This window comes from Pseudoalteromonas sp. NZS11 (assembly GCF_015864765.1).
Taxonomy (GTDB): Bacteria; Pseudomonadota; Gammaproteobacteria; order Enterobacterales; family Alteromonadaceae; genus Pseudoalteromonas; species Pseudoalteromonas arctica.
Genome location: NZ_JADYWP010000003.1, coordinates 22,429 through 39,676, shown reverse-complemented (window position 1 = coordinate 39,676; position 17,248 = coordinate 22,429). Strand labels below are relative to the sequence as shown.

Here is a 17,248-nt window from a genome sequence, read left to right as displayed (position 1 = left end):
TTAATTAATCAACTGTTGTTGTAGTTCATGTATTTCATCGCGAACAGAGCCCGCTTTTTCAAATTCTAGGTCGCTTGCGTATGCATGCATTTTGGTTTCAAGCTGCTTAATTTGCACTGTAATTTCTTTAGCACTAAGTACCTTTTTAGAATCTTTACGAACAAGTCTAAGGTTATCTTTAGGGCCGGCTTCTTCGCCTACATCCATCGCATCAAGAATCTTTTTGGCTAGTGAATGCGGTTCAATACCGTGTTCTATATTATAAGCATGCTGAATTTCGCGTCGGCGCGCTGTTTCGTCCATGGCCTTAGCCATAGATTTTGTAATTTTATCACCGTACAAAATAGCGCGGCCATCTAAGTGACGTGCAGCACGACCAATGGTTTGAATAATTGAACGCGCTGAGCGTAAAAAGCCTTCTTTATCGGCATCAAGTATGGCTACTAGCGCCACTTCTGGCATATCCAGACCTTCTCGAAGTAAGTTAATGCCCACTAACACATCAAACACACCCGCACGTAAATCACGAATAATTTCAACCCGTTCAACCGTGTCTATGTCTGAATGTAAGTAACGCACTTTTACGTCGTGCTCACTTAAGTAATCGGTTAAATCCTCAGACATACGTTTGGTCAAAGTGGTTACAAGTACGCGTTCGCCCTTCTCTACACTTTTATAAATTTCTGAAAGTAAATCATCAACCTGATCGCCTACCGGACGCACTTCAATAAGTGGGTCAAGCAGCCCAGTTGGGCGAATTACTTGCTCTGCGATTGCGCCCACACAACGGTCTAACTCAAAGTCGCCTGGCGTTGCCGATACATAAATTGTTTGTGGTGAAATAGCTTCAAATTCTTCAAAGCGCAGCGGCCTGTTGTCCATTGCTGAGGGCATTCTGAAGCCATACTCAACTAAGTTTTCTTTACGGCTTCTGTCGCCTTTATACATTGCCCCAATTTGCGATACGGTTACGTGCGACTCATCAATAATCATCAATGCGTCGTCTGGGAGGTAATCAAGTAATGTGGGTGGCGGATCGCCCGGCGTACGGCCCGATAAATAGCGGCTGTAGTTTTCTATACCAGAGCAATAACCTAGCTCCCGCATCATTTCTATATCGTATTGCGTACGCTGCGTTACGCGTTGCTCTTCTACTAATTTATTAGCACTGAGTAACTGGGCTCTTCGATCTTTTAGTTCTTCTTGTATTTTATCGATAGCACCGAGTATTTTTTCACGCGGGGTAACATAATGTGTTTTTGGATAGATAGTGGTGCGTATTATATGCTTTTCGACGGCGCCTGTAAGCGGATCAAAAATACTCAAGCGCTCTATTTCGTCATCAAACATTTCTACGCGAATTGCGAAGGTGCTAGATTCTGCAGGAAATATATCAACCACTTCACCACGTACACGATATGTACCACGGCTAAAATCTATATCGTTGCGGGTGTATTGTATTTCAGCTAGGCGACGTAGCATGTCGCGTTGGTCTACTTTTTCGCCCACTTTTAAAAGTAGCATCATTTTCATGTACGATTTAGGGTCGCCCAAACCATAAATAGCCGATACCGACGCCACAATAATGGTGTCGCGACGCTCAAGCAGTGCTTTGGTCGCACTTAAACGCATTTGTTCTATATGCTCGTTTATCGAGGCATCTTTTTCAATAAATGTGTCGCTAGATACAACATAGGCTTCTGGCTGGTAGTAATCGTAATACGATACAAAATACTCAACCGCATTTTTAGGGAAAAACTCTTTCATTTCCCCGTATAGCTGCGCGGCAAGCGTTTTATTGTGCGCCATTATTATTGTCGGACGGTTTAAATCGTTAATTATATTAGCCATGGTAAAGGTTTTACCTGTACCGGTGGCACCTAATAAAGTTTGGTGTGCAAGGCCTGCTTCTAATCCTTCACATAGCTGCTTAATCGCTGTGGGCTGATCGCCTGCTGGTTTAAAATGTGATTTTAACTGAAAATGGTCGCTCAATTATTGCACTCCTGTAACGATTCGCCGCTCAGCGCTTCTAGTTTTTTCATAAACCATTTGTATGCCACTATTGCTGTAAATAAGTTACCTAAAGCAGCGCCAATAAATAGCCCTAATAATCCGGCTATTTCGTTGCCTACATAAGCAAATGGTACATAAAATATGAATAACCGAATGACACTTAATACCAATGCGTACATTGGTTTGTGTAAAGCATTAAACGATGAATTTGATAATATGATCACCCCTTGTAAGCCATAGCTTAGCGGGATGGTATAAATAAAGAGTTTAATTACATCTATTACGGCTTGTTCTTTACCAAATAATTGGCTTATAACACCTGAAAATGCAATGAGTAATACGTAAATGGCAAATTGCCATACCATCACAAATTTTAGTGTGCCGGTATACGCTTCTTTAACGCGGCATAATTTGCCAGCGCCAAAGTTTTGGCTAACAAATGGCGGTAATGTCATCGATAGCGCAAGCACTAATATACTTGCAATAGATTCTATTCGGCTTCCCACTCCAAATGCGGCTACGGCTTCTGGCCCGTGGTGCGCAACCATAGCGGTCATTACGGCCATTGCAACCGGTGTAAGCATGTTTGCGCCGGCAGCAGGCAAACCAATTTTTAATATTTTACGAATAGCGCCAGTCACTGTTTGCTTGCCTGCTTTTAGGCTCAACAAGCGCTTTTTAACCGCTAATATGTATAAAATAATAACCACAGCAACCGACCATGCAATAACGCTTGCTATGGCAGCGCCTTGAATACCTAACGCTGGTACAGGCCCAAAACCAAATATCAGTATAGGGTCGAGTACGGCGTTTATCAGCCCAGCTCCACCCATTACTAAACTTGGCGTTTTTGTATCGCCACTGGCGCGCAGTACCGAGTTACCAATCATTGGAGTTATTAAAAATACACTACCAATAAACCATATATTCATGTATTCGTGTATTAACGGCAATACTTGTGCGCCCGCTCCTAGCAAAGTAAATATGGGGTCAATCAGTAAATACCCAACAGATGACAACACAATAACCAGAACCACACCAACCATTAAAGAAATACTGGCGTCAAAACGCGCTTCATCTATTTTATTACTACCGAGCGCTTTTGCTATTACCGCCGATGTACCGATCCCCAGCCCTATTGCTAAGCTAATAACGGTAAAGGTAACCGGAAATGTAAAGCTCACCGCTGCAAGCGGCTCAGTGCCTAGTAAGCTTATAAAGAATGTATCGACAATATTGAACATCATTAGCGTGATCATGCCGAATATCATCGGGATGGTCATCGTCTTTAATGTGGGCAAGATGGGATCGTTTAGTAAATCTGGGCGAGTCTGGGATTTTGAAATTGCGCGCATGAAATAAATAGGCCTCTTTTACTGAACGAATCATTTTAAAGCATCAAGGCAGTTCAAGCCACGGATTTATCACTACAATTGAAGTAATTAAAGAAGTAAAGATTCGAAAAAATAGTAAAACTTAGTTTTTGCATCTTTTTGTTAAAATAGAGCCTAAATACACCAAAAACCAATTAAAACACATTTTTATAACTTTTATTACAAACACCCAGTGATATATGATGCTTTTTTACACAAAGGTACTGCTTGGTTTATCGTTACGAAAAAATTCCCTCATCGAGTTGCATACATTCAGCATCAAATCATAACCCATTGTTTTATATTGAATTAAAAATAGTGATTTAAAAGCTTGAAATCGTTGTAGCACCCTAAACCATTGGTGCCGATGATGTTCTTAAAGTTTCATAAACAGAGTTATCCACAGAAACCGTGGATAACTCATTCAAACCCGCATTTATAAAGGCTTTGAGAGAGCCTCCATTTTCGGTGATATCCAACCAATTGACCATTTGTTAATTGTGGCATTTTTATAAACTCACGCTAAAAACTGTAGCTCACCAATTTTTCTTCTTAACATAGTTGTACGTTAGGTATAAAAAAACGTTTAATACAAAGTTAAGTTATTGATTGCTCTATTTTTGAACGGATAAAACAAATACTCATTTTATACATAGTGATTAGATCACAATTTAGATCAAAAAATATTTCTGCGAATATACGCATAGGTATATTTTTAGAAAATTAAAACAAAAAACGAATTAAATACGAAAAATATCGCTAAGTAAAAAATGAGTTTTTATGTTTTTGAGTTGTTTTTTAATAACAAGCCACTTTAATACCGTGTTTAATTTAACCAATTTGAAGACTCAGCAATAATAAAAGTCACATTGTTATTCTTAAATTTTTAAAAAAGTAACTTTAATAGAGCTATAAAACACGCAGATCGAACACAAAAACAACGAATAAACCTCTTTTTTCAATTTATGACTTTTATATGTTGACACTTTGCGGCGCGGTCATTAATATTTCGCCCCGTTGAAAGGCAAGACGCTTCCCCCTTAGCTCAGTTGGTTAGAGCGACGGACTGTTAATCCGCAGGTCCCCCGTTCGAGTCGGGGAGGGGGAGCCAAGTTTTTCAACCATAAACGATTCCCCCTTAGCTCAGTTGGTTAGAGCGACGGACTGTTAATCCGCAGGTCCCCCGTTCGAGTCGGGGAGGGGGAGCCAAGTTTATGTTTATGATGTAGTTCCCCCTTAGCTCAGTTGGTTAGAGCGACGGACTGTTAATCCGCAGGTCCCCCGTTCGAGTCGGGGAGGGGGAGCCAAATCATCATAATAATATCACTACTTTAGTTCCCCCTTAGCTCAGTTGGTTAGAGCGACGGACTGTTAATCCGCAGGTCCCCCGTTCGAGTCGGGGAGGGGGAGCCAATTCTAAGAATTTCATAGACATCTCAAGCTAATTCCACTACTCTTCCTTATATAACTAAAGCATTAGTTTATTCCTTAATGCGCTGTACTTAGTTTATTAATCAAGGACTTGATTCCTTCCCTTTTGAATTATTAAAAGACTGAAAACATGGCTGGATTTAAAAAACTTATTTTTATACAAATTATCTCTTGGTTATTGTGTGTTGCAGCAGGAAGCTACTTCATATCTATAAGCTTTGATACTGCGGTAAGTGATGCACAAAAAAGTGCGCAAACTACTGTTACTAAGTATATTAATGACCTTTCTTTAGACGATATTTCTGCTCAAAATTTAAAACAATCAATTGCAGATGGTAAAACGTTTTCAAGCTTTACTCTAAGAGATTACCAAGGGGCTGAAATATTTAGCATTAACCCCCCGACTCAATTACCAATGTTTGCTGATTTTGTACTCTCTAACTTTAACTCAGTGCGCCCTCAATTTGCTGTAAATGATGCCTCAGATATAAAAGTTGAGTTTGTACTTAACATTGAACATTTAGCGTCGCAACTTCAAACGTCCCTCTTTATCGTTATTTTGATTTCTGCCATTTTAGTTATTATTCCAATAATTCTAATGAAATCTATTTTTTACCATTTAAATAAAAACATAAGTACAACAGTTGCTGACATTATCGATATTTATATCAATCAAAACCAAGTTGATAATGATTTAGAAACAGCACTAGATGGCACTCGATTGAAAAAAATGGGAAAAGATTTAGTACCTAGCTTTAATCGATTATCACATTTCTTAAAAAACAAAAACGAAGACATACAAAGCGCTGCTATGACTATTAAGCATGAAGCGTACAAAGATGTAATTACCTCGCTTGGTAATCGTAATATGTTTGTTGAGTATTACGAAAAAAACATTGAAAACACTGAGCAAAGTACATTTGGTTCTTTAGCTATGGTTCGTTGTAGCGAACTACAAGCTATAAACCAAAGCCGTGGTTATCAAAAAGGTGATGAGTACGTTAAAGGCGTTGCCGATATTATTAAGCACATAAGCGGCACTTACACTGGCAGCCAAGTATTTAGATTAAACAGCTCTGACTTTGCTGTCGTACTACCCCACATTCCTTTAAAAGAAGCTGAGCGCTTTGGTGAAAACCTCCAATCGCGCTTCACGCAGTACCAACAAAACCAAGAGTTAAGCTCGGTAGCAAATACAGGTATTGTAGGTTACGAAAAAGGTAAGCCGTTAGGCGAATTGCTTTCTGTTGTTGATAACGCGATGAGTATGGCGCAATCAAAACAAGTAAACGCATGGCACGTACAACGCGAAACCGATTTAGTTAATAACGTAAGTGCGGGTTTTGGTAATCAAAACTGGCGTAAGGTTATTAAAGAAGTTATTGAATCTAAGCGCGTGCATTTGGTAATGCAAAACATTATGCCGCTTGGTAAAAGCATAAAAGCCTACGCTGAAGTACAAGTTCGATTTAAAACAGAAGACAATCAAGTACTGCCTACCGCTTCTTTTTTAGCGATGGCCGAAAAGCTTGATATGGCAATAGAAATTGATCGCCTGATAATAGACTCTTCTCTTGAAAAGGTTAAAAGCCGTAATTTATCTGAAAAGTTTTTTGGTTTAAACGTAACAGCCTCTAGTGCACACAACGATCAGTTTGTAATTTGGCTAGAGCGCCGATTATTGAAAGATACGCATATTGCATCTAAACTAGTATTTGAAGTAAGTGAGTTTGGTTTACAGCAAAACATCAAGGCTAGTAAGCGCTTTATCGACATGGTTCACCGTGTTGGCGCACGCGTTACAGTTGAACGTTTTGGTGTTGGCTTAACTTCATTTAAGTTTTTCCGCGATTTAAAACCTGACTTTATTAAAATGGACGCAAGTTATACTCGCGGCCTCGAAGACGATAAAAACAATCAGTACTTTATGCGCTTAATGGTCGATTTAGCTCACCGCATTGGTGTTAGTGTATTTGCTGAGGGCGTTGAGAGCCAAGAAGAAAAGCACATTATAGAAACGTTGTGTTTAGATGGCGTTCAAGGTTATTACATAGAAAAACCTAAAGACATATAGTCTATTGGAGGCATCATGAAAAGAGTAATTACCTTTATTATACTTTTTATTATGCCTTTGAGTTTGTACGCAAACGCCCCGCAAAAAGAATTAGTTTTTAGCACTCACAACTATCCTCCATTTTCATTTGTTGATGAACACGATAATGCCGCTGGCCCCTTTGTTGATATACTTACCTTAGCGTGTAAACGCCTCAATTATAAATGTGAGTTTGTCAGCGTACCAAATCGTCGCTCTAAGCTCATGCTAAAAAACCTACAAGCTCAAGGAAACTTTCCTATGGGCTGGAATCTTGACCGCAACGAATGGCTTTATTTTTCGATCCCGCTTATGAAAATGCAATATGGATTTTTTCAACCTGAGGGTGCAAAAAAAACCATCAAAAGCCTCAATGATCTACAAAAAATGCAAATTGCTGTTTTTGGCCCTTCAAATGCATCTTTTCAACTAATCAAAATACAGCAACAAATGATTAAAGACGGATTGAGGGAATTTGATATTGTTTTACTCACCGATGCCAATGGTACGGGTGTGAAAATGATAGAAAACAACCGTATAGATGGATACTTTGCCAATACTTTACAAGCACGCGCTAGGCTAAAACAATTTAACTTACATCATGTTAATTTGGCCTTTTTACAAAGCGAATCCCCCTATTTTATTGGTTTTAATAAAATTCAATTATCTCCTGAACAAATTGCCCTATTTAATAAAGCACTATTAGATTTATACCAAGAACACGATCAATTTAAAGATATTTTAAAGCCGTATAATATCGATCCTATTCTAATTACACCTGAAATCTTAAGTCACTTTAATATCATTACTGATTGAGTCGTTTATTTGCTTCTCATGTGTTGTTAATCGATAAAGAAAAAAGGATAATACCCACGTTTATTATAGCGTGAGGCACACATGACAGAATATGTCTTGTTATTGATTGGAACCGTTCTGGTTAATAACTTTGTATTAGTACAATTTTTAGGCTTATGTCCGTTTATGGGCGTATCAGGTAAGCTTGATACGGCGATTGGTATGTCTTTGGCAACCACGTTTGTGCTTACTCTTGCCTCTGTAACTAGCTATTTAGTTAATCAATATATTTTAATCCCTCTGGATATCGCCTTTTTACGCACCATGAGCTTTATTTTAGTAATTGCCGTTGTAGTGCAATTTACCGAAATGGTTGTGCGTAAAACAAGCCCTACTCTATATCGTTTATTAGGCATATTTTTACCGCTGATCACCACTAACTGTGCGGTATTAGGTGTGGCTTTATTAAATATCAAAGAAGATCATTCGTTTTTACAATCTGCAGTATATGGTTTTGGTGCTGCGGTTGGTTTTTCTTTAGTGCTTGTATTGTTTGCAGCACTACGAGAACGTTTAGCTGCTGCTGACGTTCCTACGCCTTTTAAAGGCGCCTCTATTGCAATGATCACTGCAGGCTTAATGTCGATGGCGTTTATGGGTTTTACTGGATTAGTGAAGTTTTAATATGACCTTGTTTTATGCCTTGATAGCGATTGGTTCGCTAGCACTCATTTTTGGACTTATTTTAGGGTTTGCAGCAATTCGCTTTCGCGTTGAAGGTAACCCTATTGTTGAGCAAATTGATACTATTTTGCCGCAAACTCAATGCGGACAATGTGGCTACCCGGGTTGTCGCCCTTACGCCGAAGCCATAGCCAATGGCGATGAAATAAATAAATGCCCACCGGGCGGCGAATCAACCATGAAAAAGCTTGCCGGCTTAATGGGTGTTGATGAAAAACCACTTGCCGGTGGCGAGCAAGCAGAACCTATAAAAACAGTGGCTTATATTCGCGAAGATGAATGTATTGGCTGTACCAAATGTATTCAAGCCTGCCCGGTTGACGCTATTTTAGGCGCTACTCGTCAAATGCACACTGTGTTAATTGATGAATGTACTGGCTGTGATTTATGTGTTGAGCCTTGCCCTGTAGATTGCATTGATATGCTACCTGTAGCCGAAACTAAACAAAACTGGAAATGGCAGCTAGATGCTATTCCTGTTACACAAATAGATTAGAGGTTTGAGTGGACAAGTTACTTGAACAAATAAAAAAAGGCACCGTGTGGGCATTTCCTGGCGGCATACACCCACCACAACAAAAATCACTCTCTAATAGTGCGAGTATCACTCGCCTACCTTTGCCCGACAAACTCATTGTTCCGCTTAAGCAGCACATAGGTGCAAACGGTAAGTTACTTGTAGAAAAAGGCCAACACGTCTTAAAAGGTCAACCACTTACAGCGCCTGCTGCTAACTGGTCGGTACCTGTGCATGCGCCAAGCTCTGGCGTGGTTACTGATATTGCACCTATGCCATCAGCACACCCATCGGCCCTACCTGAACTAAGTGTTATTATTGAACCAGACGGCAAAGACGAATGGGTAGCTCTAAATAAAAATAAAAATCCTGCTGAGCTTAGTCATGACGAGCTGATAAATATTATTCACCAAGCCGGTATTAGCGGTATGGGTGGTGCTGGTTTTCCTACTTATGTAAAAGCAGATACCAAGCAACCTATCGAATTTTTAATTGTAAATGCTGTTGAGTGCGAACCTTATATTACTGCCGATGACGTTTTAATGCGCGAACACGCTAAAGAAGTTATCCAAGGCATTGAAATAATGCAGCAACTTTTAAATCCAACGCTGTGCATTGTGGGTATAGAAGATAATAAGCCAGAAGCTATTGCAGCAATGAAGCAAGCAGCTGAGCATAACTCAAAAATTATTATTCAAACGGTGCCCACTATTTATCCATCTGGCGGTGAAAAGCAATTAATTAAATTACTTACTAACCGTGAAGTTCCTAGCATTGGTATTCCTGCCGATATTGGTATTTTAGTGCATAACACCGGGACTTTGTTTGCCGTACAACAAGCCGTTTATGAAGGTAAACCACTCATTGAACGTATAGTTACGGTAACAGGTAACACTATTCATAAGCCTGGGAATGTATGGGCACTACTTGGCACTGAAATAAAGCATTTACTTGATTGCCAAGGTTTCTCACCTGTACCGCAGCAAAGTGTTGTAATGGGCGGCCCAATGATGGGCTTTACGCTACCCACAGTGCGTATTGGCATAGTTAAAACAACTAACTGTATTTTAGCGCCTGATCATAAAGAGCTTGCGGAGCCCGGCCCTGAAAAAGCCTGTATACGTTGTAGCGCTTGTGCCGATGCCTGCCCTGCTTCTTTATTACCACAGCAATTGCAGTGGTTTGCTAAATCAAAAGAGTACGACAAACTACAAGAGCATAATTTATTTGACTGTATTGAGTGTGGTGCTTGTGCATATGTGTGCCCAAGCGAAATCCCTCTTGTACAGTACTACCGTATAGCCAAAGTTGAAATTAAAGAACAACAAGCTGACAAAATTAAAGCCGACAGAGCAAAAGAGCGTTTTGATGCACGAAAAGAGCGTTTAGATCGCGAGCAAGAAGAACGTCAAAACCGCCATAAACGTAAACCTGCCGCTAAATCTGCTGACGAAAAGCAAAAAGTAGCAGAGGCACTAGCCCGCGTTAAAAATAAATCAGATAACGGCGATGAAAAATCAGCTGTTGCAGCCGCTATTGCACGCGCTAAAGCTAAAAAGCTAGGCGATCAATCTGCTGAATTAGAACCTGACAACAGCGAAGTAGCAAAAGAGCGCGCACTACGTAAAGAACAAGCGCGTAAATATAAAGAGCAAAAATCTCAAACAGATGAATCGGCCGATACTGCGCCCGTTGATGATAAAAAATCAGCAGTCGCTGCAGCCATTGCTCGAGCTAAAGCTAAAAAAGCAGCACAAGCATTAGATAACGCTGAACAAGCAGCAAGTGAAGAGCCACAAACTGATGCACCTGTTGATGACAAAAAAGCAGCCGTAGCTGCGGCCATTGCTCGTGCTAAAGCCAAAAAGGCAGCACAAGCATTAGATAACGCTGAACAAACAGTAAGTGAAGAGCCACAAAGCGCGGCCCCCGTTGATGATAAAAAAGCAGCGGTAGCGGCGGCCATTGCTCGTGCAAAAGCTAAAAAAGCGGCTAAAGCATTAGATGGCGCTGAGCAAACCGTGAGTGAAGAGCCACAAAGCGATGCCCCTGTTGATGATAAAAAAGCAGCGGTAGCTGCGGCCATTGCTCGTGCTAAAGCTAAAAAAGCGGCTAAAGCATTAGATGGCGCTGAGCAAACCGTGAGTGAAGCGCCACAAAGCGATACGCCTGCTGATGATAAAAAAGCAGCCGTAGCGGCGGCCATTGCTCGTGCAAAAGCTAAAAAAGCAGCTAAAGCATTAGAAGAAGCTGAGCAAACCGTGAGTGAAGAGCCACAAAGCGCGGCACCCGTTGATGATAAAAAAGCAGCGGTAGCTGCGGCCATAGCTCGTGCTAAAGCTAAAAAAGCGGCTAAAGCACTAGATGTTACCGAACAAACTCAGCCCCAAGAGCTACAAGTTGATAGCGCAGCACCTAAGAGTGCAGAAAGTAACACCGATGACTCATCAGTTCTTATTAACGCAGATAAATCTAAATCAGCCGACGATAAGAAAAAAGCCGCCGTGGCTGCTGCAATTGCGAGAGCAAAAGCTAAAAAGTTACAAAAAGAAGGAAATAATCAGTCATGAAATTAACCATGGCCAGTTCGCCGCATAATCACAGCCATAAATCGTTAACGCGATTAATGCTTAGCGTTATTGCTGCGTGTATTCCTGGGCTAATTGCTCAAGTTTTCTTTTTTGGTACAGGTGTGCTTATTCAACTGGTACTAGCGCTTGTTGCTGTAAGCGTATTTGAAGCTGCAATAATGCTAATACGAAAGCGCCCTGTTTGGCCTGCATTAAGTGATGGCAGTGCGTGGCTTACTGCCGTGTTATTGGCATTGAGTATCCCTCCACTTGCCCCTTGGTGGATAATCGTTATTGGCTGTTTATTTTCTATTGTTATAGTTAAACAGCTTTATGGCGGCCTTGGGTTTAATTTATTCAATCCAGCAATGGCGGCTTATGTACTGCTTTTAGTTTCGTTCCCAGTGCAAATGACCGCATGGTTGCCTGTCACCGATTTAATAAATACGCCAATAGGCTTTGCTGATCAGCTAAGGCTAATATTCACCGATTTTACGGCCTCTGGGTTTAGCCTAGATCAAGTACGTGCAGGGGTTGATGGCCTAACAATGGCAACACCGCTGGATACTGTTAAAACAGACATAGCACACGGTTTAACCGTTACCGAAAGCATGCAAAAGCCATTATTTAACGAATGGGCTGGCCTTGGTTGGGTGTGGGTTAACTTAGGCTTTTTAGTGGGTGGTTTATACTTATTAAAAGAAAAAATAATTAACTGGCATATCCCTGTCAGTTTTATCGTAACTTTAGCTGTATGTAGTGCTATTGGTTATATCGCATCACCTGGTACAGAGCCGGGCACCCTATTTCACTTATTAAGTGGTGCCACTATGATGGGTGCCTTTTTTATAGCAACCGATCCGGTATCTGCAGCAACAACTAACAAAGGGCGCTTAATTTATGGCGCGCTAATTGGCTTACTAATTTATTTAATTCGTACCTTTGGTGGTTTTCCTGATGCCATCGCATTTAGCGTATTATTGATTAATATTGCAGTGCCGCTAATAGACTACTACACACAGCCACGTACTTATGGCCATGGAGCAGTAAAATGATCATTTCGTCAATGGCTAAAAATGGTGCTATTTTAACTGCGTTTGCGTTAGCAACAACGGGCTTAGTTGCCTCTATCAACGCGCTTACTGCCGATAAAATTGCAGAGCAAGAACAACTGCAACTTACTGCGCAGCTACAAGAAGTGCTCGACCCAAAATCGTACGACAATCAATTATCGCAAGATTGCGTAATTATTACTGACGAAAAGCTAGGCCCACACGCAAACCAGGTAATTTACCGTGCTCGTAAAAACAATAAACCAGTCGCTGTTGTTATTAGGCATGTTACGCCAAACGGCTACAGTGGCGATATAAACCTGTTAACAGCTGTGTTGAGCGATGGCACTATTGCTGGCGTTCGTACCACTAAACACGAAGAAACCCCTGGTTTAGGCGACAAAGTAGAAGTTAAAAAATCACTTTGGATCACAACATTTAAAAGCTTAACGGTTGAAGGCGAAGAAGACGCTCGCTGGGCTGTAAAAAAAGATGGCGGCCAGTTTGATCAATTTACAGGCGCGACCATAACGCCACGTGCTGTTGTGGGCTCTGTTAAAAATGCCGTATTGTTCGCACAAACTAATTTTGATGATATTTTTGCAGCACCTAATGCCGAATGTATGGAGGTAGCTAAATGAGTGAGTTAAAAACATTATACAAAGAAGGTGTATGGGTAAATAACCCTGCCCTTGTACAGCTTTTAGGTTTATGTCCACTGCTTGCCGTTACCTCAACTGTAACAAATGCCTTAGGTTTAGGCTTAGCAACTTTACTCGTACTAATAGGCTCCAATGTTACCGTATCAATTGTGCGTAACTGGGTGCCAAAAGATATTCGTATACCTGTATTTGTAATGATCATCGCGGGCTTTGTAACAATAGTTCAATTACTTATGAACGCTTACACCTTTGGTTTATATCAATCATTAGGAATTTTTATTCCGTTGATTGTAACTAACTGCGCCATTATTGGCCGCGCTGAAGCATACGCCTCTAAAAACCCTGTTCATTTATCAGCATTTGACGGCTTAATGATGGGCTTAGGCTTTATGGCTGTACTGTTAGTATTAGGTACTATGCGCGAACTAATCGGCCAAGGTACGCTGTTTGACGGTGCCGACTTATTACTTGGCCCATGGGCACAGAGCTTGCGCATAGAAGTATTTAACTTTGATAACCAATTTTTACTCGCAATTTTACCACCGGGTGCCTTTTTAGGACTTGGGCTACTTATTGCCGCTAAAAACGTAATCGACGCACAAATAAAATCAAAACAAGTTGCACCGCCAGAGGCTGAAAAAGGCCCTCGAGCACGTGTTACTAGCTTAACTTAAGGGGAAAACGTATTAGAGCAACAATTAGCACTAATACGTTTTAAGTTGCATGAATAAAGAAAAACGTCACCAAATACTGTCGCGCCTGCGCGACGATAATCCGCACCCAGTTACTGAGCTTGAATATTCAAGCCCGTTTGAGTTACTAGTAGCAGTAACACTCTCAGCGCAAGCAACCGATGTAGGCGTTAACAAAGCCACTCGAAAGTTGTTCCCTGTTGCTAATACGCCACAAGCCATTTTAGATATAGGTCACGATACACTGCGTGATTATATAAAAACCATCGGCTTATTTAATTCTAAAGCTGCCAACGTGTACAAAATGTGCCAAATTTTGGTGGATGAGCATAACAGCATCGTGCCAGAAAATCGTGAAGCATTAGAAGCCCTACCAGGCGTTGGCCGTAAAACAGCTAATGTTGTACTCAATACAGCCTTTGGCTGGCCTGTAATAGCCGTAGATACACACATATTTCGTGTTTCTAATCGTACCAAGCTCGCTATGGGTAAAGATGTTGTCGCTGTAGAACAAAAGCTTGAAAAGGTTGTACCAAAAGAATTTAAAGTAGACGTGCATCACTGGTTGATTCTTCACGGACGTTACACCTGCGTAGCACGTAAACCTAAATGTGGCAGCTGTATTATTGAAGACCTGTGTGAGTTTAAAGAAAAAACGGAATAGCCCCAAAAGCGCGGTAAGTAGTCGCGAGTTTACCTCGCGCAATGAAGCACAAGCCTCAAAATCCCAAAAGCGCGGCAGAAAGCCACGCCTACAAATATAATACCCCCCTGTAGATGCGAGTTTACCTCGCGCAATAAAGCATAAACCACAAAAGCGCGGCATAAAGCCGCGCCTACAAATACAACGCCAACCCTGTAGTCGCGAGTTTACCTCGCGCAATAAAGCACAAGCCCAAAATCCCAAAATCCCAAAAGCGCGGTAGAAAGCCACGCCTACAAATACAACGCCAACCCTGTAGTCGCGAGTTTACCTCGCGCAATAAAGCACAAGCCCCAAAATCCAAAAAGCGCGGTAGAAAGCCACGCCTACAAATACAACGCCAACCCTGTAGTCGCGAGTTTACCTCGCGCAATAAAGCACAAACCCCAAAACCCCAAAAGTGCGACATAAAACCGCACCTATCAATCCATCTAGATAAAACATTTTTATACGTGAGGGCATGTTAGTGAAATTGTACAATTATTAGAATATTATCAAAGTATTAATTTCACAAGTCTCACTCCTTTGGTTATGCTAGTGAGTATTATAAAATTTTATTGTGAAACCCTCTATGCTACCTCTACTTCGTATCTTGATAATTGAGCAAGACCCAGCCACTTTACAAGGGCTTTCAACGAATCTGTCAAAGACCATTCCTAACTTTGAGCGAGACGATATTCATATCGATATTATTGAATGCCTCGAGCTTAAACGCGCGTTGGAACATGTAGAGGAAGATGGTGATATTCAAGCCGTAGTTCTAAGCTGGGATATGCACAATAAAGTGGGTGAGCGAATGTATAGTCGCTTTATCGAGGATTTAAAGGCAATTCGTCTTGAGTTACCGGTTTATGTTATTGGCGACGACACTAAAGGGCTGGAGATCGTAAACGAATCAGAAGAAATCGAATCCTTCTTTTTTAAAGATGAAGTAATTTCTGACCCAGAAGCGATTTTAGGTTATATGATCAACGATTTTGACGACCGCTCTGAAACGCCATTTTGGACGGCGTATCGTCGTTACGTTGGTGAAGCAAACGACTCTTGGCATACACCGGGTCATAGTGGGGGTTCTAGCTTTAGAAACTCACCTTACATTAAAGATTTTTATCAGTTTTACGGCCGCAATGTATTTGTTGGCGACCTGTCGGTTTCGGTAGACTCGCTAGGTTCATTGTCAGACAGCACCAATACTATTGGTCGCGCTCAAGAATCAGCAGCGGCGACGTTTGAAGTTAAGCACACCTACTTTGTTACAAATGGTTCATCTACCTCAAATAAAATCATATTGCAGACACTCCTGCGCAAGGGCGATAAAGTAATTGTCGACCGTAATTGCCATAAGTCAGTACACTATGGCATCTTGCAATCAGCCAGTTACCCTATTTATTTGGCGAGTATCTTAAATCCAAAATATGGCATTTTCGCGCCACCGTCGTTGGCCGACATCAAGTTGGCAATTGAAAACAATACTGATGCTAAATTATTAGTGCTTACCGGTTGTACTTACGACGGCCTACTTAGCGACCTGAAACAAGTCGTCGATTATGCTCATCAATATGGTATTAAGGTGTTTATAGATGAAGCCTGGTTTGCATACTCTTTGTTTCATCCTAGCTTTCGTCATTATTCTGCAATACATGCTGGGGCTGACTACATTACGCATTCGGCGCATAAAGTAGTATCGGCGTTTTCTCAGGCGTCTTATATTCATATTAACGACCCCGATTTTGATGCCGATTTCTTTCGAGAGATTTATAGCATCTACGCCAGCACATCGCCAAAATACCAGCTTATTGCATCGCTTGACGTGTGCCAGAAGCAATTAGAGATGGAAGGCTATAAGCTGCTCAATGCGCTGCTAAATCATGTTGAAGAGTTTAAACAACAGATGGCCTCGCTTAAGCAAATTAAAGTATTAGCTAAGCAAGACTTTATGGAAATATTCCCGCATTTTAGTGGTGATAACATGGGCCACGACCCATTAAAAATCCTTATTGATATTAGTGAGCTACCTTACTCATTAAAAGATATTCATAAATATCTACTGGATGAAGTTGGGCTAGAGATAGAAAAATACACACACAGCACCATTTTGGTTTTACTGACGCTTGGCGGCACACGCTCAAAAATAATTCGTTTGTACAATGCATTGAAAAAGCTAGACAGCGGTAAAGTAAAACTATCGAAATCGACGCGTAGAGCTCGCTTACCTGAAAATTTACCAGCCATAGACTTGGCGTGTATTCCAAGCGATGCTTTTTATGGCGACCGCGAATCTGTGCCTATTAGCAAAAGTAACAACCGCATTTGTGCAGGTTTAGTTACTCCATACCCACCGGGCATTCCGCTTTTAGTCCCAGGCCAGCATATTACTGATGATCATGTTGAATATTTGCAAGAGTTGGCAAGCCAAGGACTGACTATTCAAGGCAGTTTCGATGGTGAAATTTATGTTCTTAAGGGTAAGGTTAAAAAATAAAGGTATTGGTTTAATACTATCTCGATAATAATTGCTGGTGGCAGTGTCGCAGTAACAGTATTGAGAAGTAAAATACAAAGTGGAATAAATCATTTTGTAAATGTTAACTAATTTTAGTT

At 41.0% G+C, this 17,248-nt stretch carries 12 protein-coding genes and 4 tRNA genes; 14 read left to right on the top strand and 2 right to left on the bottom strand.

The window, feature by feature from the left end:
* On the bottom strand, positions 1 to 1,995 hold the full coding sequence (gene uvrB / locus I6E82_RS07305) for an excinuclease ABC subunit UvrB (protein WP_007583893.1): 1,995 nt from the start codon (positions 1,993 to 1,995) through the stop codon (positions 1 to 3).
* Positions 1,992 to 3,371, bottom strand: a complete 1,380-nt coding sequence (locus I6E82_RS07300; RefSeq protein WP_169045010.1) for an MATE family efflux transporter — start codon at positions 3,369 to 3,371, stop codon at positions 1,992 to 1,994. The genes uvrB and I6E82_RS07300 overlap by 4 nt, the downstream gene beginning before the upstream one ends.
* 1,052 nt (positions 3,372 to 4,423) lie before the next feature.
* Between I6E82_RS07300 and I6E82_RS07295 the strand changes: the two genes are divergently transcribed.
* From I6E82_RS07295 to I6E82_RS07230, 14 genes are all read left to right on the top strand, one after another.
* Positions 4,424 to 4,500: transfer RNA gene (locus I6E82_RS07295), tRNA-Asn, on the top strand.
* A 21-nt stretch (positions 4,501 to 4,521) separates the two neighbouring features.
* Positions 4,522 to 4,598: transfer RNA gene (locus I6E82_RS07290), tRNA-Asn, on the top strand.
* A gap of 21 nt (positions 4,599 to 4,619) precedes the next feature.
* Positions 4,620 to 4,696 (top strand) — tRNA-Asn (locus I6E82_RS07285).
* A 29-nt stretch (positions 4,697 to 4,725) separates the two neighbouring features.
* Positions 4,726 to 4,802: transfer RNA gene (locus tag I6E82_RS07280), tRNA-Asn, on the top strand.
* Positions 4,803 to 4,950: 148 nt separating this feature from the next.
* Complete coding sequence (locus I6E82_RS07275; RefSeq protein WP_007585367.1) at positions 4,951 to 6,894, top strand: EAL domain-containing protein; 1,944 nt, start codon at positions 4,951 to 4,953, stop codon at positions 6,892 to 6,894.
* A 15-nt stretch (positions 6,895 to 6,909) separates the two neighbouring features.
* The gene (locus I6E82_RS07270) at positions 6,910 to 7,728 is read left to right on the top strand and encodes a substrate-binding periplasmic protein (RefSeq protein ID WP_165721426.1); all 819 of its coding nucleotides are present in this window, start codon (positions 6,910 to 6,912) and stop codon (positions 7,726 to 7,728) included.
* Positions 7,729 to 7,809: 81 nt separating this feature from the next.
* Positions 7,810 to 8,391, top strand: a complete 582-nt coding sequence (gene rsxA, locus I6E82_RS07265) for an electron transport complex subunit RsxA (RefSeq protein ID WP_008172491.1) — start codon at positions 7,810 to 7,812, stop codon at positions 8,389 to 8,391.
* Position 8,392: 1 nt separating this feature from the next.
* Positions 8,393 to 8,947: an electron transport complex subunit RsxB gene (rsxB, locus tag I6E82_RS07260; RefSeq protein ID WP_007585357.1), complete on the top strand. Its 555-nt coding sequence runs from the start codon at positions 8,393 to 8,395 to the stop codon at positions 8,945 to 8,947.
* An 8-nt stretch (positions 8,948 to 8,955) separates the two neighbouring features.
* Complete coding sequence (gene rsxC / locus I6E82_RS07255) at positions 8,956 to 11,538, top strand: electron transport complex subunit RsxC (RefSeq protein ID WP_197117347.1); 2,583 nt, start codon at positions 8,956 to 8,958, stop codon at positions 11,536 to 11,538.
* Positions 11,535 to 12,593 carry an electron transport complex subunit RsxD gene (gene rsxD, locus I6E82_RS07250; protein WP_197117345.1) on the top strand — a complete coding sequence of 353 codons (1,059 nt, stop codon included), beginning with the start codon at positions 11,535 to 11,537 and terminating at the stop codon, positions 12,591 to 12,593. Before rsxC ends, rsxD begins: the two co-directional genes overlap by 4 nt.
* On the top strand, positions 12,590 to 13,231 hold the full coding sequence (gene rsxG / locus I6E82_RS07245; RefSeq protein ID WP_002962266.1) for an electron transport complex subunit RsxG: 642 nt from the start codon (positions 12,590 to 12,592) through the stop codon (positions 13,229 to 13,231). The genes rsxD and rsxG overlap by 4 nt, the downstream gene beginning before the upstream one ends.
* Entirely contained in the window at positions 13,228 to 13,926 is a 699-nt protein-coding gene (locus tag I6E82_RS07240) for an electron transport complex subunit E (protein WP_002962263.1), read from the top strand. The genes rsxG and I6E82_RS07240 overlap by 4 nt, the downstream gene beginning before the upstream one ends.
* A gap of 49 nt (positions 13,927 to 13,975) precedes the next feature.
* Positions 13,976 to 14,608 (top strand): endonuclease III, encoded by a 633-nt coding sequence (gene nth / locus I6E82_RS07235; protein ID WP_024591503.1) that lies wholly within the window; start codon positions 13,976 to 13,978, stop codon positions 14,606 to 14,608.
* Between the two features lie 610 nt (positions 14,609 to 15,218).
* Positions 15,219 to 17,129, top strand: a complete 1,911-nt coding sequence (locus I6E82_RS07230; RefSeq protein WP_197117343.1) for an aminotransferase class I/II-fold pyridoxal phosphate-dependent enzyme — start codon at positions 15,219 to 15,221, stop codon at positions 17,127 to 17,129.
* The last annotated feature ends 119 nt before the right edge of the window (positions 17,130 to 17,248 follow it).